10 protein-coding genes are annotated in these 15273 nt (G+C 58.7%); 5 read left to right on the top strand and 5 right to left on the bottom strand.

The genetic code is table 11. The annotated features are described in order from the left end of the window. Positions 1 to 134 precede the first annotated feature (134 nt). The 3 genes from HMPREF2681_RS06675 to glf form a co-directional block, all read right to left on the bottom strand. Positions 135 to 1148 carry an alpha/beta hydrolase gene (locus HMPREF2681_RS06675; protein ID WP_049171829.1) on the bottom strand — a complete coding sequence of 338 codons (1014 nt, stop codon included), beginning with the start codon at positions 1146 to 1148 and terminating at the stop codon, positions 135 to 137. 182 nt (positions 1149 to 1330) lie between these two features. Next, entirely contained in the window at positions 1331 to 2260 is a 930-nt protein-coding gene (locus tag HMPREF2681_RS06670) for an EamA family transporter (RefSeq protein ID WP_224784018.1), read from the bottom strand. A 36-nt stretch (positions 2261 to 2296) separates the two neighbouring features. Further along, entirely contained in the window at positions 2297 to 3493 is a 1197-nt protein-coding gene (glf, locus tag HMPREF2681_RS06665) for a UDP-galactopyranose mutase (protein ID WP_042388989.1), read from the bottom strand. Positions 3494 to 3823: 330 nt separating this feature from the next. Between glf and HMPREF2681_RS06660 the strand changes: the two genes are divergently transcribed. Continuing rightward, positions 3824 to 5329, top strand: a complete 1506-nt coding sequence (locus tag HMPREF2681_RS06660) for an N-acetylmuramoyl-L-alanine amidase (protein WP_070546511.1) — start codon at positions 3824 to 3826, stop codon at positions 5327 to 5329. An 88-nt stretch (positions 5330 to 5417) separates the two neighbouring features. Next, the gene (locus HMPREF2681_RS06655; protein WP_070546509.1) at positions 5418 to 7862 is read left to right on the top strand and encodes an N-acetylmuramoyl-L-alanine amidase; all 2445 of its coding nucleotides are present in this window, start codon (positions 5418 to 5420) and stop codon (positions 7860 to 7862) included. 76 nt (positions 7863 to 7938) lie between these two features. Here the strand turns inward: HMPREF2681_RS06655 and HMPREF2681_RS06650 are convergent, their stop codons facing one another. Both HMPREF2681_RS06650 and HMPREF2681_RS06645 read right to left on the bottom strand, forming a co-directional pair. Then, positions 7939 to 8772: a Cof-type HAD-IIB family hydrolase gene (locus HMPREF2681_RS06650; protein WP_070437289.1), complete on the bottom strand. Its 834-nt coding sequence runs from the start codon at positions 8770 to 8772 to the stop codon at positions 7939 to 7941. A 6-nt stretch (positions 8773 to 8778) separates the two neighbouring features. Further along, positions 8779 to 10428, bottom strand: a complete 1650-nt coding sequence (locus HMPREF2681_RS06645) for a lysophospholipid acyltransferase family protein (RefSeq protein ID WP_070546507.1) — start codon at positions 10426 to 10428, stop codon at positions 8779 to 8781. A 440-nt stretch (positions 10429 to 10868) separates the two neighbouring features. On the opposite strand from HMPREF2681_RS06645, the gene HMPREF2681_RS06640 reads away from it, so the two are divergent. From HMPREF2681_RS06640 to glpK, 3 genes are all read left to right on the top strand, one after another. Continuing rightward, positions 10869 to 12605, top strand: a complete 1737-nt coding sequence (locus HMPREF2681_RS06640; protein WP_070546505.1) for a glycerol-3-phosphate dehydrogenase/oxidase — start codon at positions 10869 to 10871, stop codon at positions 12603 to 12605. A 248-nt stretch (positions 12606 to 12853) separates the two neighbouring features. After that, the gene (locus tag HMPREF2681_RS06635; protein WP_179078173.1) at positions 12854 to 13603 is read left to right on the top strand and encodes an MIP/aquaporin family protein; all 750 of its coding nucleotides are present in this window, start codon (positions 12854 to 12856) and stop codon (positions 13601 to 13603) included. A gap of 84 nt (positions 13604 to 13687) precedes the next feature. Beyond that, positions 13688 to 15244, top strand: a complete 1557-nt coding sequence (gene glpK, locus HMPREF2681_RS06630) for a glycerol kinase GlpK (protein WP_070546503.1) — start codon at positions 13688 to 13690, stop codon at positions 15242 to 15244. The last annotated feature ends 29 nt before the right edge of the window (positions 15245 to 15273 follow it).

Genomic DNA, 15273 nt, shown 5'->3' with positions numbered 1-15273 from the left:
CTATCTCATAGCATCCTAGTGCCCGTGGCGGATTGCCTCTTGTTGCCACGCTAGCGACAGCCCAGAATGTGAAAGCCCCTACGCGCTGCGGACTATCTGCTGCACATAGGGGCTTTTTCGTTCAGTTTGTAGTTTTAAGCTCCGAGGAAACCTTCGATGCGGGCCTTGGAGTTCTGGAGGTTACGATCCCAGGTCGGCCAATCGTGGATACCGGTCTGCTCGTATTCAAACGTGGCATCCAGACCGGAGGTACGAGCACGCAACTCAAACTCGCGGGTGGACAAGCGGGACAGCGACTCCAGCGCAACGCCGCCGGCCTTCGGGACGACCCGGTAGAGATTCTTCGGGTCACGAACCTCATCCGGAACACCATTTGCCGAGGTAATAACCAGATCCAGCCCCTTCATCTTCTCGACATTCAGGTACGGATCATTACGGACACGCTCCGCTGACATAGGCGCACCCCACATGTCGAAGGAGCTGTAGCCAGCCGACAGCTGAGCAGCCTCAATTGCCGTGGTCATACCCGGCGCAGTGGTGTGCAGGTAACCGGAGAAGGCAAGAGCCTGACCGAACTGGTCTCGGTGGTTGTATGCCAGCGATAGTGCAGCAGATGCACCCATGGACAGACCTGCAATGGAGTTACCAGTGCGAGAAATGCCGAACTCACGCTCAAGGTAAACCGGCAGTTCCTGAGTCAGGAAAGTCTCCCACATGTTTACAAACGGACCGTGCACACTAACCGACGGACGCTTCCAGTCGGTGTAGAAGCTACCGCCGCCACCACCTGGAATAACCAGGTTGACGTTGGATCCCTCAAAAGTACGTGGGGCGTTACCGTGCTCCACCCAGTCAGAGGCATCAGCCGGGCTACGCAGGCCATCTAGCAGATAGAGAGCCTTGTTACCGCCATTGGCAGAGGCCACAATCTGAACCGGAATATTACGGTCCATGGCCGGCGAATAAACCTGGCACTTCTGGGTGAAGTACTGGTACGAATCCCACTCACAACCCGGGCGCAGCGAGCCTCGGTCACCCGCCGCGCTCGCGGCCGGCGCCATGGTCAATGCAGACGCGGCCACAGCTACTGCGGACGCAACGGCTGCAACCTTTCGACGCCAACCACGGAAAGTAGAGGTGATTTTCACGTGTGCATTCTCCTCACAATGTGCGATTCCCCACGGCCGGTGGGAACTATCAGGCGTGTTTCCGCTTCAGGGAATTACCTTAAGAAACAATAAATCTTCGACAAACTTACCCGCATTCACTGTCGTTTTCCAGCAGAACACGTCGAGACCCCACTTTTCGGCGGGTTCTGGTATCCGCATTTTTACTGCGCAAGCCCCCGCAGCTCGCGCGACTCCCGCGCCCCGCGCCAGGTAATAATCGCGCCAGCCGCCGCGATTAGCACGATGCCCAGCGCCATGGACCAAGTCACTCGGTCACCGGAAAACGCCCAGCCCAGGATTGCACCGATGACCGGGTCCAGTGCAAAGAGCGTGCCGACGACCGCCGCTGAGACAATCCCCGCAGCGATGGTGTCCATCACGTAGGGAATAACAGCGCCAATAAACCCGGAAATAACGATGGTGGCCCACATCGAACCGTCGACAAGCGGTGCAGCGGAAACAGAAAACGGCGCGAGCACGATTGCTGCGACGACCACTGACAGCGCCAAATCTGGCATGCCACCGCCTTCGGTGCTGCCCATTCGGGCGGAGAAGAGCGTGTAAGCGCCGAAGAAGATCGCGCCGATTGCGGCGTAACCAATGCCGATAGGGTCCAGGTCATTGGAGGGCTGGGCAATCAGTGCAACGCCGATGAAAGCGACGATGGCCCACAGGCGGGAACGCCACATTTTCAGTCCCAGGAAAGACACGACGCAGGGGCCGAGGAAGTCGATGGTGACGGCGACACCCTGTGGGAGGCGGGCGATGGCGGCGTACACCATCATGCTCATCATGCCCATGGCGATGCCGTAGACCACGATGTTGATGGCGCGGGCGCGGGTCATTCCGGACAGTTTTGGTCGGAACAGAACCACCATAATGATGGCGGCGGCGGTCATGCGCAGGCCCGATATGCCCGGCGCGCCGACCGTGGAAAGCATGCCAGTGACCAGCACGGCCGCGGCCTGTGTGCCAAGAGAACCGATCAGAACCAGAATTACGGGAGCCACTGGTAGGGTGAGAAACTTGTTCACACGCTGCAGCAATGGCCCCTGCTGGGGAACTTCGGTTTGGGTTTTCTCACGCGACACTCGCGCAATACTAGCGCGGGAGCCGGAAGCGGCAAATTAGTGCCCGCGCTCCTGCTCGATTGCTTCGCCGTCGTTGAAGAACGGCGCAATCTTGTTGTCGAACATCGACAGTGCAGAACCGATTGCCATGTGCATGTCCAGGTACTGGTAGGTGCCCAGACGACCACCGAAGAGAACCTTGTTCTCCTGCGCTTCTGCTGCAGCGAGCTTGCGGTAGGCCTCCAGCATCTCGCGGTCTTCCGGAGTGTTGATCGGGTAGTACACCTCGTCGCCATCGTCGGCGAAGCGGGAGTATTCCTTAACAATTACCGTCTTGTCCTTGACGTAATCGCGCTCCGGGTGGAAGTGGCGGAACTCGTGGATACGGGTGTACGGCACATCCGCGTCGTTGTAGTTCATCACTGGAGTGCCCTGGAAATCGCCGGTGTTGACAACCTCCATCTCGAAGTCCAGCGTGCGCCAACCCAGCTTGCCCTCTGCGTAGTCGAAGTAGCGGTCCAGCGGGCCGGTGTAGACGACTGGGGCGTCCGGGGAGACAGCGCGGAGTTCGTCGCGCACCTCAAACCAGTCGGCATCGACAACGACGTCAATCTTGTCGGAGGTCACCATGTTTTCCAGCCAGGCGGTGTAGCCGTCGACAGGCAGACCTTCGTAGGTGTCGTTGAAGTAGCGGTTATTAAAGGTGTAGCGAACAGGCAGGCGGGTGATGTTGCCGGCCGGCAGGTTCTTCGGGTCGGTCTGCCACTGCTTGGCGGTGTAGTGCTTGACAAATGCCTCGTACAGCGGGCGACCAATCAGGGAGATTGCCTTTTCCTCAAGGTTCTTCGCGTCACGCGGATCCAGACCATCGGTCTGGTCCTTAATCAGCTGGCGCGCCTCGTCCGGGCTGTAGTACTTGCCGAAGAACTGGTTGATCAGCCCCAGCCCCATCGGGAACTGGTACGCGGTGCCCTTGTACATAGCGAACACGCGGTGCTGGTAGTCGGTGAAGTCCGTGAACTGGTTGACGTAGTCCCACACCCTCTTATTAGAGGTATGGAACAGGTGCGCACCGTACTTGTGCACCTCGATGCCAGTCTCCGGCTCTGCCTCCGAGTAGGCGTTGCCGCCGATGTGGTTGCGGCGTTCGACAACGAGCACGCGCTTACCCAGCTCAGTGGCGGTCCGCTCAGCAACGGTCAAACCGAAGAAACCCGAACCGACCACGATGAGGTCGTAGGTGTTGTCCTTGATGTCCTGTAGGGACTTCGGAGCAAATTCATTGGCAGTGGTGTTCTTTTCGCTACTCACGCCTTAAAACCTATTGCATTTCCATCCGGTTTGCGGGTGTACACGCGGGCTTTACGACGTCCATGTGAGCCCAGCCCAACGTTCGCTTGGTCACATTATTTGATAATTTTCCCAAAATTAACGAGGAAACACAGATGTCTCACTAGATTTTTTTAGTCACACTGGTAACATCCTTCTCAGAATTTTCTGTTGCTTTGCAACTTTCCTTCCCTTCGACCCCGGGTAGACCTCGGGTCGATAACCCTGTACCCCATTTTTTTTGGAGCTTTTACCGTGCCAACTCGCCGTCGCATCAATGCCCCGTCGATGGGCCGTCGAACCTTCCTCTATGGACTGGCAGCTACTACTGCCGCAGCTCCGCTAGCAACATGGGGTATTCGCCAGGCCCCTACCCTGGTTGAAAGCCCAGGCGTAGGCCCCATCGCAGCCAAGATCTCGACATCACCGCTGGTTGACGCTGTCACGATGATGATTGACGACGCAGCCGTCGGCACGCATGCCATTACCGATGCCCTGCACCCGCTTCGCGGATTCGTAAAGGACATCACCCGCGACGAACCGTTCTCCCAGTTCGCACTCACCTGGCCGGGCGATGACAATCTGCAGCTGTACGTTCGCGCCGAGCGCGAAGACGGCAGCTTTGGCCCGTGGTTCCACGCTGATTCGCACGGTCCGATGAATAACTCCGGGCAGTCGGGCACCGAGCTGCTGTTCGTTGAGCCCACCCGTCGCGTGCAGGTGTCGACTGTCGGCCTGAACCTCCTCGAAGGCCTGGATCCCCGCAACATCATTGGTATCGACAACCTTGACCCCGCCACTATCGGCGATTCCCTGCAGGACCTCGTCAGCGCTACGGCCGCATTGTCCCTCAACGCTGTCCAGGCAGTTTTCATCGACGGCGTAGAGCAGGTCGGCGAGGTTATTCAGCCAGTTGCGTACGAGTCGTCGATTGCCGGCGCGCCAAATGTAATCAGCCGTGCAGCGTGGGGCGCAGATGAGTCCATCCGCAGCGGTTCGAGCTCCTACAGCACTTTCAAGGGCGCGTGCATCCACCACACCGCGGGTTCCAATAACTACTCAGAGTCCCAGGGACCAGCCATTGTCCGTGGCATTTATGCCTACCACGCAAATACGCTGGGCTGGGGCGATATTGGCTACAACGCGCTGGTCGATAAGTACGGCAACATCTACGAGGGCCGCTACGGCGGCCTGGACAAGAACATCGAGGGCGCACACGCAGGTGGCTTCAACAACGGCACCTTCGGTATCTCGGTGATGGGCAATCACGACCAGCTGGAGATTCCGGATGCGGCCGTCACTGCACTCGGCGAGATGGTCGGCTGGCGCATGAAGGTCGGCGGCGTCGATCCGATGTCCACCGCCGCACTGACCAGCGCCGGCTACTCGAAGGCACGCTACAGCTCCGGCCAGACCGTGAACCTCCCGGCCATCTTCGGTCACCGCGACACCGGCTACACCTCCTGCCCAGGCACCTTCGGCTACCAGCAGATGGATGCCATCCGCGCTGCAGCCAAAGCCAAGTTTGATGGTGCCGGTGGAGCGGATATTGCCGGCCGCTCGACGGATCCGAACAACCAGGACGGAGAGGCCGCCGGCATTCCGCCGATTCCGGGCACCGGTGAGTCGAGCGACAATGGCGGTTCCCTCGGAAACGTGGAAACGCCCACGCCAGGCGAGGTTGTTGGTGAGTTTCTAACTGAATCCCTGCCAACCAACCCTGCCGAAGCTACGCAGGCCTGGTTCGCACCTCAGAACTAAGCCCCCCCCCGCTTATCTAATCCAGGCATAACCACATCACATTTGTGGTGTAACACCAGATTTTCGTAATCACCCAGGAGTTATTACCGTGTTTAGTCGCCGCCGCATCAATCGCCGCGCAGGTGCCAAGCAATCCTTGGTACTCGCTGCCGTGGCGACCCTTGCCCTGACACCCGTTGCCGTTGTCGGCGCAGGTGCCGCTTATGACCTCATTGAGGAAAACGGCGCCGGCCCCATCGACCCCGTTGTCCAGAGCAAGTCGCTTGCAGACAGCGTCTCCGTTCTCGTCGAAGATGCAGCAATCGCAACGCAGTCGCTTGCCGACGAAGCTCATCCCAACCGCGGTGTCGTCAAGGAAATTACCTCCGATACTGAGTTTTCCCAGTTTGCGCTGACGTGGGCCGGTGACCCTGATATCGCCAGCTTCGTCCGCGCCGAGCGAGCAGACGGCTCCTGGTCCGACTGGTTCAGCGTTGACCCGGACTACCCCGCTGAAGGCAATGGCAACGGCCTGAACGGAACGGAGCTCATCTACATCGAGCCAACCAAGCGCGTTCAGGTTTCCACCCACGGACTTAACATCTTCGGTCCGGGTTCCGGCGTGGATCTGAAGGACATCAAGGGCGCTGAGAAGCTGGATTTGTCCAAGCTCAACCTCGACGAGATTAATGCCGAGGACGCGAAGAAGGCCGTGGAGGATGCAAAGGATTCCGCTACGGATGCGGCCAAGGATGTCGCCGAGGCCGTTGACGATGCCACTTCCGACTACCAGCAGACTCCGGATGCAGCTCCTGGGGACGCACTCGATGACCCGACTGCTCCGAGCGCTAACGACGCTGCAAATCTGGACTCGCCGAATCTCCCAGTGAAGTGGACGGACATCGAACCGGTCGCCGATGAACTGCCGATCGACCAGGTCGACGCAGTGCTAATCGACGGCCAGGCTGCTGCATCCGGCATCGACCCAATTGTGGATGCCAAGAATGTCACGGGCATGCCGAAGGTCATTACCCGTGCCGGCTGGGGCGCCAACGAAAACAACCGCTGTAAGGGCGCGGACTACGACAGCAAGCTTGTCGGTGCCACCGTGCACCACACCGCTGGTTCAAACAACTACACCGAGAGCCAGTCCGCTGGTATCGTCCGCGGCATCTACCAGTACCACGCACAGACTCTGGGCTGGTGCGACATCGGATACAACGCTCTTGTCGACAAGTACGGCAACATCTACGAGGGCCGCTACGGTGGGCTGGATAAGAATGTCCAGGGCGCACACGCAGGTGGCTTCAACACCGGTACTTTCGGCATCTCCATGATGGGTAACTACTCTTCGGTTGCTCCCAGCGAGGCCGCACTGAACTCGGTGGGCAATATGATTGGTTGGCGCCTGAAGGTCGCCGGCATTAAGCCGACCGGCCAGATTCAGATGACTTCGGGTGGCACCAGCTACGCCAAGTATGGATACGGTCAGCAGGTCACTCTGCCGACAATCTTCGCGCACCGCGACGTTGGTAACACCACCTGCCCGGGTGATGCTGGCTACGCCCAGATGAGCAAGATCCGCTCGATTGCCGAGAAGAAGTACAACACACTCACCAGCGGAAAGATTGACAATGAGGGCCCTGACGGCTTGATTGACCTCCTCGTTCCGCAGGATGAAAAGGACGATAAGACCGCCGAGGACACAGACTCGCAGTCGAGCGAATCGACCGAGTCGAGCACGTCGACCTCTACTACCTCGACCACTTCGACCACCTCGGCATCCACGGGTACGTCCACGACCTCGTCCTCCGAGAAGTCCTCGAGCGCATCGAGCACCACTTCGTCGACAACGTCGAGCTCCGACTCGACCACCTCGGGTACTTCGGACACCTCGGAGCCAACCGACGCCACGAACACCGGTGACACTGCTTCGGCTGACTCCTCCGCACCGTCGGCAAGCGAGCAGAGCAACTCCTCCTCGCCGAGCGCATCCGACGAGCAGCAGAAGGCACAGGCTCTGGAGACAGTCTCGGGTGCACGTTCGATGCTGGCCTCGGCGCTGGGCATGCTCGGCGCACCGGGGCTCGGACAGACCGCCGATGCGATTCTGGGTGCCGTTGGACGCTCGATTGAAAACGGCCCGTCAATCGCTGACCTGCCGGTACTGATTGACAAGATCATCACTATCAATGAGCAGAACGACCTGGCTGCCGAATGGCGCCAAGTTTCCGAGGAAATGGGCTCCGTTCTCGGTTACGCAATGTCCGGTATCCAGAGCGGTTCTACCGTAGCGAACAATGCTGGCCAGGCCGATGCCCTGCGCTACGTGAAGTTCTCCAACGGCGTAATCACCGACTCCGACACCACCGGCGCGCACGCTATCTGGGGCAAGATTGCTGATGAGTGGGCCCGCCAGGGCTTCGAGGTCGGCAAGCTGGGTGCCCCGACGAAGACCCAGGTGGTCGATGGAAACATCGAGCGCGCTGAGTTCCAGAACGGTTCAATCACCTTCGACCGCACCACCGGCGAAGTCAAGACCGAGCTGAAGTAAACGCTGCAGTAAACCCGAAGCAGACGCTGTCGAGCACTGGTCAGCCAGCTGGCGCGGGGAAAAACCTCGAGGCTAGCTAGAACCAGCGCTCCAGCACACGAGCAACACCGTCATCATCATTGGTGGCGGTGATTTCGTCTGCAATCTCCTTGACGTTGTCAGCCGCATTGCCCATGGCCACACCCGTGCCCGCCCACGACAGCATCTCGATATCGTTCGGCATGTCACCGAAGCAGACCACATCTTTCGCGGTCGCTCCGACCAGTTCAGATACGTATTCAAGCCCGGCGCGCTTAGTCACGCCCGGCGCGGACACCTCCAAAAGCCCGTCCGGCATGGAGTAGGTCACGTGCGCCAGGCTCGCGTCAATTGCGGGGGCGACCAGTTCATATAGCTGGGCACTGTTCACATCTGAGTTTCGCAGTAAGAGTTTCGTCGCGGGTTCTGACAACACGGCCTCTTCAGCAAGCTCACCGTGCTCATCCGATTCCCACGCATGATCATAGGACGGTGCCACCACAAAAAGCTCATCGATGGCGTCATTCGCCGATGTCCCAGCGCGCTCTGCCGCAATGCCGATTCCACCGATGGATCGCGTCGCTTCGCGCGCATGCTTAACGACGTATCGCAGCGTCTCTGGCTTCAGTGTGTTGGCGGCAACTACTTCATCACGGCCGGAGTCGTAAATCACGGCGCCATTGGCGCACACGCACAACGGCTGAACCGGCAGCTGCTCGAGCACTGGCTGCAACCACCGGGCCGGCCTTCCCGTGGCCAGCACCAACGGGGTGCCGCGGCGTAGCATTCGCGTGACGGCCTGTCGCAGGCGGGGAGTTACCCGCTCCCGCGAGTCGATGAACGTCCCGTCAATATCCGAAGCTACGAGTAGTGGATGTAGTCTCTCGGTCACTTCGAACTACTTGCCGTCCTCACTGTTGTCATCTTCACCGTCATCGCAAAACCGGTCGTGCAACAACTGCAGCGTTGTGGCTACTCCCCCATGCTCGACAGTGTCAATTACCCAGTCCGCGTTCTTCAGCAAGGCCCAGTCCGCATCGGCCATAACTACCGGCATGCCGACACGCTGTGTAGCTTCCTCAAAGTTCGAGCGACCGGCGAAAAGAATCGCGGTTTCTTCCTTGCGAGCCTGCTTGCGCAGCGTGCTAACCACCGCATTTGTGACGTCCAGCTTGCTGGCGCCCTCCGGAAGTTCCACGACCTGCAGGTCAACCGATTCCAAAGCCGATAGATTCGGCTTATCTCCCGACTCGTGCAGAACAACGATTGTGGCTCCGACATCACCGAGCTGCTGCAAGGCCTTGATAGTTTCTTCGCTAATTGTGCCCGCGTCGTCGGCAAGCGATGCGGGGTAATCGAAGATAAACGTCTCCGGCTGAGCGGCGATGAGCCTGTTCAAGCGCTGTGGAAGCTTGTCGCGAATCATCATCGACTGGCCGATAAGACGGTAAACGGTCTGCTGCGTCTGTTCAACACCAGAGGCGGAGGCCTTCTCGAGCTGCACGTACGCTTCGCGGAACGTCACACGCATCGAATCCGTGGCAGTACGCACGGACTCCTTGCTCTCCTTGGCGCCGGCGACGACATCATCAGCCATCTGTTCCACAGACTGACGGAACTGCGCCAACAGCGCGGTCGTCTGTTCCCTTCGACGAGCAGACTCCGCGCTCATCGTGTGCGAGGCATCGAGGAACTGCTGCCTGGTCTGATCGCCGAACTCACGCGCACTATCGCCGAATTCACGCGCCGACTCGGCTAGCTTTTCCTTGAATGCGGCCAGGTCACCGCGCAAATGACGGATACGCTGACGCTCTTCTTCGACTTTCAGGTCCTCTGCCTGGGCCTCTTCGAAAGTCGGTGCGCCGCCGCCAAGGCGAGCCGGTACCCAGTAGGCGCCCTTCGGCAGCGGACCTTCTTCAGCTGCGTACTCGTCCCAGAGCTGACGGACACCCTGATCCATGATTTCGTGTAGCTTTTCGGTGGCCTCTGCCGGATCGCCCTCCGGGGTCCACGGCGGCAAAACCGTAATATGAATCGGAGTATTACTGCGACCGAGATGCTTGGGGTGCCCCTTCGTCCACACGCGCTGGGATCCCACAATCAGCACTGGGATGATGGGCTTGCCGGTGCGCTGCGCCATACGCACCGCACCCGACTTCAGATTCTTGACTTCAAAGCTGCGCGAGATAGTCGACTCCGGGAAGATGCCTACCAACTCGTCGTTTTCCAGCTTTGCGCAGGCCTCTTCGAAAGACTTGGAGCCGTCGGTGCGGTCGACCGGAATGTGCTTACAAGCACGCATGATTGGGCCTGCAATCGAATGGTCGAAAACTTCCTTCTTCGCCATAAAACGGACAAAACGACGATGCTTGCGGAATGGAAGACCGACATAGGTGAAGTCCATGTATCCGGTGTGGTTAGTAACGAGAACGGCGCCAGAGTCTTTCGGCACGTTTTCCCAGCCCTTAACGGTGAACTTCAAACCTTGGGCAAAGAAGACGGTGCGCGCCAATCCGATAATCGTTAAGTACACAGGATCCTTGAACATGGCCTTTACTCTACAATCTTTCGCACCCCTTAGCGGGGCGATATGTACTGGTATCTGAGACCCATGAATAAATGTCGTTACAGGCTCATATTCATGTGTAAATGCGAGCGCAGCTCCAGTCATCGCCTCTCAAATACGCCACACGCCCGCCGTGCACCCATTGCCCACCCATCAGCCATCTTTGACACCCCCATTATGGGGGGTTCATTGCCAGCTGACTGTCAGTCTAAAAGCAGTAAATCTCTATTAACATAGCCATCTACCTGCGGAAAATCGGACAACATTACTGGCGCGATTTTCGTGACTTTTTGCCCCATTATTTATATCTACGTAACCGTAGGTTAGCGCTTACAAGTAAGCCAAGTTTTGGTAACCTGAGCCGTGAGCCGAGAAATTCTCTTCGACGAAAAATCAACGCCCCCACCGGGAAGGATTGGAAAATGTCGTCCTCTTCATCTCTCGCCCCATCTGCAGTTCTAAACAAGGAACAGCATGAAAAGACCTGGGAGAAATTCGGTACCGAGCAATACGACGTCGTCATTATCGGCGGCGGTTCTGTAGGCGCTGGCGCTGCGCTCGATGCCGCAACCCGCGGTTTGAAGACTGCGGTCATTGAAACTCGTGACTTCGCAGGCGGTACCTCTAGCCGCTCCTCAAAGATGTTCCACGGCGGTCTGCGCTACCTGCAGATGTTGGACTTCCGCCTGGTAGCTGAATCCCTGCGCGAGCGCGAACTGTCCATGTCGCATCTGGCACCGCACCTGGTTAAGCCACTGCGCTTCGTCTTCCCTCTGACTCACCGCGTATGGGAGCGTCCGTTCATGGCATCGGGCTTCTTCCTTTACGACGTCATGGGTGGCGCCAAGCAGGTTCCGATGCAGAAGCACTACTCCCGCAAGGGAACCCTGAAGCAGGCTCCGGGCCTGAAGGAAGATGCCGTGGTCGGCGGCGTTCGCTACTACGACACTCTGGTTGACGATGCCCGTCACACCATGACTGTCCTGCGCACCGCTGCTCACTTCGGCGCTGACGTCCGCACCTCCACCCAGGTTGTCGACTTCGTGAAGGAAGGCGAGCGCATCGTCGGCGCGAAGCTCCTTGACACCGACACTGGCGCGACCACCACTATCCGCGGCAACGTTTTCGTCAACGCCACCGGCATTTGGTCCGATGAGATTGAGAAGCTGGCTGGCGTCACCGGCAAGTTCCGCGTCCACACCTCCAAGGGTGTCCACATTGTTATTCCGAAGTCCGCTCTTGAGGGCTCGGTGGCAATGACCTTCGTGACTGAGAAGTCCGTCCTGTTCGTTATCCCGTGGGGTGAGTACTGGATTATCGGTACCACCGACACCGACTGGACCATGAACCTGGCAAACCCGGCAGCTACCCGCGCTGACATCGACTACATCCTCGATCACGTCAACGCCAAGGTTCGTCGTCCGATTACTTACGACGACATCGTCGGTGTCTACTCGGGTCTGCGTCCACTGGTGGAAGGCGACTCCGACTCCACCACCAACCTCTCCCGTAACCACGCTGTTGCCCACGTTGCTCCGGGCATGGTCTCCGTCGCAGGCGGTAAGTACACCACCTACCGCGTCATCGGCGCCGACACCATTGACGCTGCAGTCCAGGATGTTCCACGCAAGGTACCAGAGTCCGTCACCGCTGATGTCCCGCTGCTCGGTGCCGATGGCTACCACGCACTGAACAACCAGAAGCCAGCGCTGGCCAAGCAGTTCGGTATCACCGAAAAGCAGGTCGAGCACCTGCTCAACCGCTACGGCTCCCTCATCTACGAGGTTCTGGCTCCGGCAGCCGAGGACAAGTCCCTGCTCGAGCCACTGGAGGCCGCTGAGCAGTACATGCGCGCTGAGGTCCTCTACGCAGTGACCCACGAGGGCGCAATGCACCTCGACGATATTCTGGAGCGCCGCCTGCGTGTCTCCATGGAGTACGCACACCGTGGCGTCGACAGTGCCCGGGCCACCGCGGAACTGGTTGCCCCAGCTCTGGGTTGGGACAAGGAGACGATGGAGAAGGAAATCAAGGTCTTCATCGAACGCGTCGAAGCAACCCTGGCAGCTGAGCATGAACTGACCGACAAGGCCGCTAACGAGATTGCTGCTCACGCAGTGGAGACTCGCGCGGATGTCGACGTCAGCCTCGACCGCTAGTTCATTTCCCACCCTCCCCTAGGTGGCCATACGAGTTAGCTCTTGAATGGCCACCAGCGCTGTAGCCACAACGAAATAGCTTCCTTCTCGGGAAAACGGCTTCGCACTTCAAAGGGCTGATGGGGTCGAAATAAAAGTGCCGGCGAAAAATAGTTTCTCGCCGGCATTTCTTATACCTAAAGAATTCTACGTTGCAAGATTCATCGTGACCTTGCCCGGTCACGACTCACAGAGAGTTTCTACATCTCATGGAGACAATCACAGGATCCCAGGCATTCCTCTGGGAGTTTTTCGGAACCGCCATTCTGATTCTGCTCGGTAACGGAGTCTGCGCCTCTATCAACCTCCGGACTACCCGCGCAGCAAATGCTGGTTGGATGGGCATTGCCTTCGGTTGGGGCATGGCTGTTTTCGCTGGCGCATCTATTGCCGACGTATCCGGCGGGCACTTGAACCCAGCGGTAACCGTCGCCCTGGCAGTCAAAGGCAGCCTGGCTTGGAGCCTGGTCCCCTACTATGCCGCAGGCCAGCTGTTGGGCGCATTCGTAGGTGCAATCCTGGCATGGGCCGCGTTTAAGCAGCTGTTCGATGCCAATGGCGTTGACGACAACGGCAATCCGACCAATGCGAATGCCGAAACCGGTGGCAACTTCTTCACCGCGCCGGTTCATCCAAATAACTTCTGGAATGCCGTCACCGAGTTCATCGCGACCTTCGTTCTGCTCGCATTCATCCTGTTCGGCCCAGCCGGCGGCGAGCTTGGCCCGCTGACCTACTTCGGTGTCTCGTTCATCATTGTGTCGATTGGTCTTTCCCTTGGTTCCCCGACTGGATACGCTATCAACCCTGTTCGTGACCTCGGCCCCCGTTTGGCCTACGCTTTCGTGCTCCCGATTAAGGGCAAGGGCGATGCGAACTGGGCATATGCATGGGTCCCGATTGTCGCACCGATGCTGGCAGCTGTGGCTGCAGGCGCTCTTGCCTTTGCCATCGGATAACGGGAATATGAGAGTAATCGCACAATAAAATAGCGCAAGTCCGAAAACTCACATTTACACACAATTTCGCTAGGAGTATCCCCCATGATGCACAGCAAATATGTCCTCGCCATTGACCAGGGAACTACTTCCACCCGCTGCATCATCTTCAACCATGACGCAGAGATCGTCACTGTCGCCCAGATGGAGCACAAGCAGATCTTCCCGGAAGAGGGCTGGGTCGAGCACGATGCCCAGGAAATTTGGACCAACACCCGTCGCGTAGTCAGTGAAGCTCTCGCTGATGGCGACATCTCCTCCCAGGACATTGAGGCAATCGGTATCACCAACCAGCGCGAAACCACTGTCGTCTGGGACAAGAACACTGGTGAACCGGTCTACAACGCCATCGTCTGGCAGGACACCCGCACGAACGCCATCTGTAAGGAGCTCATGGGGGATGAAGGCGCGGACCGCTGGCGTGAGACCACGGGCCTGCGTATCAACTCCTACCCGGCTGGACCAAAGGTACGCTGGATTCTCGACAACGTCGAGGGCGCTCGCGAAAAGGCTGAGGCTGGCGACCTACTCTTCGGCACTATCGACACCTGGCTGCTGTGGAATCTCACCGGCGGCGCAGAGGGCGACAACGGCGAATCTGCAGTTCACGCAACGGACGTCACTAACGCATCCCGTACTCTCCTGATGGACCTCAAGACCCTCGAGTGGGATGAGGACATTTGCCGTGAGATTGGCATTCCAATGTCGATGCTGCCGGACATCCGCCCGTCGGTAGGCGACTTCGGCCGCGTTCGCGCCCGCGATGCGCTGTCCGGCCTGCCCATTACAGGTATTCTCGGCGACCAGCAGGCCGCCATGTTCGGCCAGGGCTGCTTCGGCGAGGGCGACACCAAGAACACCTACGGCACTGGCCTGTTCATGCTGATGAATACCGGCGAGAACCCGAAGTGGTCCGAGCACGGCCTCATCTCCACCGTCTGCTACCAGGTCGAGGGTGAGAAGCCGGTCTACGCTCTCGAAGGCTCTGTCTCCATGGGCGGCGCACTTGTTCAGTGGCTGCGTGACGAGCTGCAAATGATTCCAAATGCCGCTTCCATCGAGAACAAAGCAAAGAGTGTCAAGGACAACGGTGGCGTGTACATCGTGCCGGCATTCTCCGGTCTCTTCGCTCCTCGTTGGCAGCCGGACGCCCGTGGCGTCATCGTCGGCCTGACTCGCTTCGTTAACCGCAACCACATCTCCCGCGCTGTGCTGGAGGCTGCTGCGTACCAGACCCGTGAGGTTCTCGATGCCATGGTCGCAGAATCCGGCACGGACATCACGACGCTGAGCGTTGATGGCGGCATGACCATGAACGAGTTCCTCATGCAGTTCCAGTCCGACATCCTAGATGTCACTGTCACGCGCCCGAACAACATCGAAACCACTGCTCTCGGCGCTGCATATGGTGCAGGTCTGGGCGTTGGCTTCTGGTCGAGCTTGGATGAGGTCAAGGCCCACATCACGATTGACAAGAAGTGGCGTCCGAAGATGGAGGCCGAAGAGCGCGATCGCCTGTTCCACCAGTGGAACCGTGCCGTTGAACGCACCTACGGCTGGGTCGAGGATACCGATGCTGAGGAGGCACCGAAGCCTGAATAAGCCCTCGTAAGAGCCTAAAAATGGCTCCG

Source organism: Corynebacterium sp. HMSC064H12, assembly GCF_001809925.1.
Taxonomy (GTDB): domain Bacteria; phylum Actinomycetota; class Actinomycetes; order Mycobacteriales; family Mycobacteriaceae; genus Corynebacterium; species Corynebacterium jeikeium_D.
Note: the sequence above shows the minus strand (reverse complement) of the source record. Positions and strands in the feature narration are given on the sequence as shown.

What these genes read in the sequence shown, in the direction of transcription:
- HMPREF2681_RS06645 (WP_070546507.1), bottom strand. Translation starts at nt 10,428, where the DNA reads ATGTTCAAGGATCCTGTGTACTTAACGATTATCGGATTGGCGCGCACC.
- HMPREF2681_RS06640 (WP_070546505.1), top strand. Translation starts at nt 10,869, where the DNA reads ATGTCGTCCTCTTCATCTCTCGCCCCATCTGCAGTTCTAAACAAGGAA.
- HMPREF2681_RS06635 (WP_179078173.1), top strand. Translation starts at nt 12,854, where the DNA reads ATGGAGACAATCACAGGATCCCAGGCATTCCTCTGGGAGTTTTTCGGA.
- glpK (WP_070546503.1), top strand. Translation starts at nt 13,688, where the DNA reads ATGATGCACAGCAAATATGTCCTCGCCATTGACCAGGGAACTACTTCC.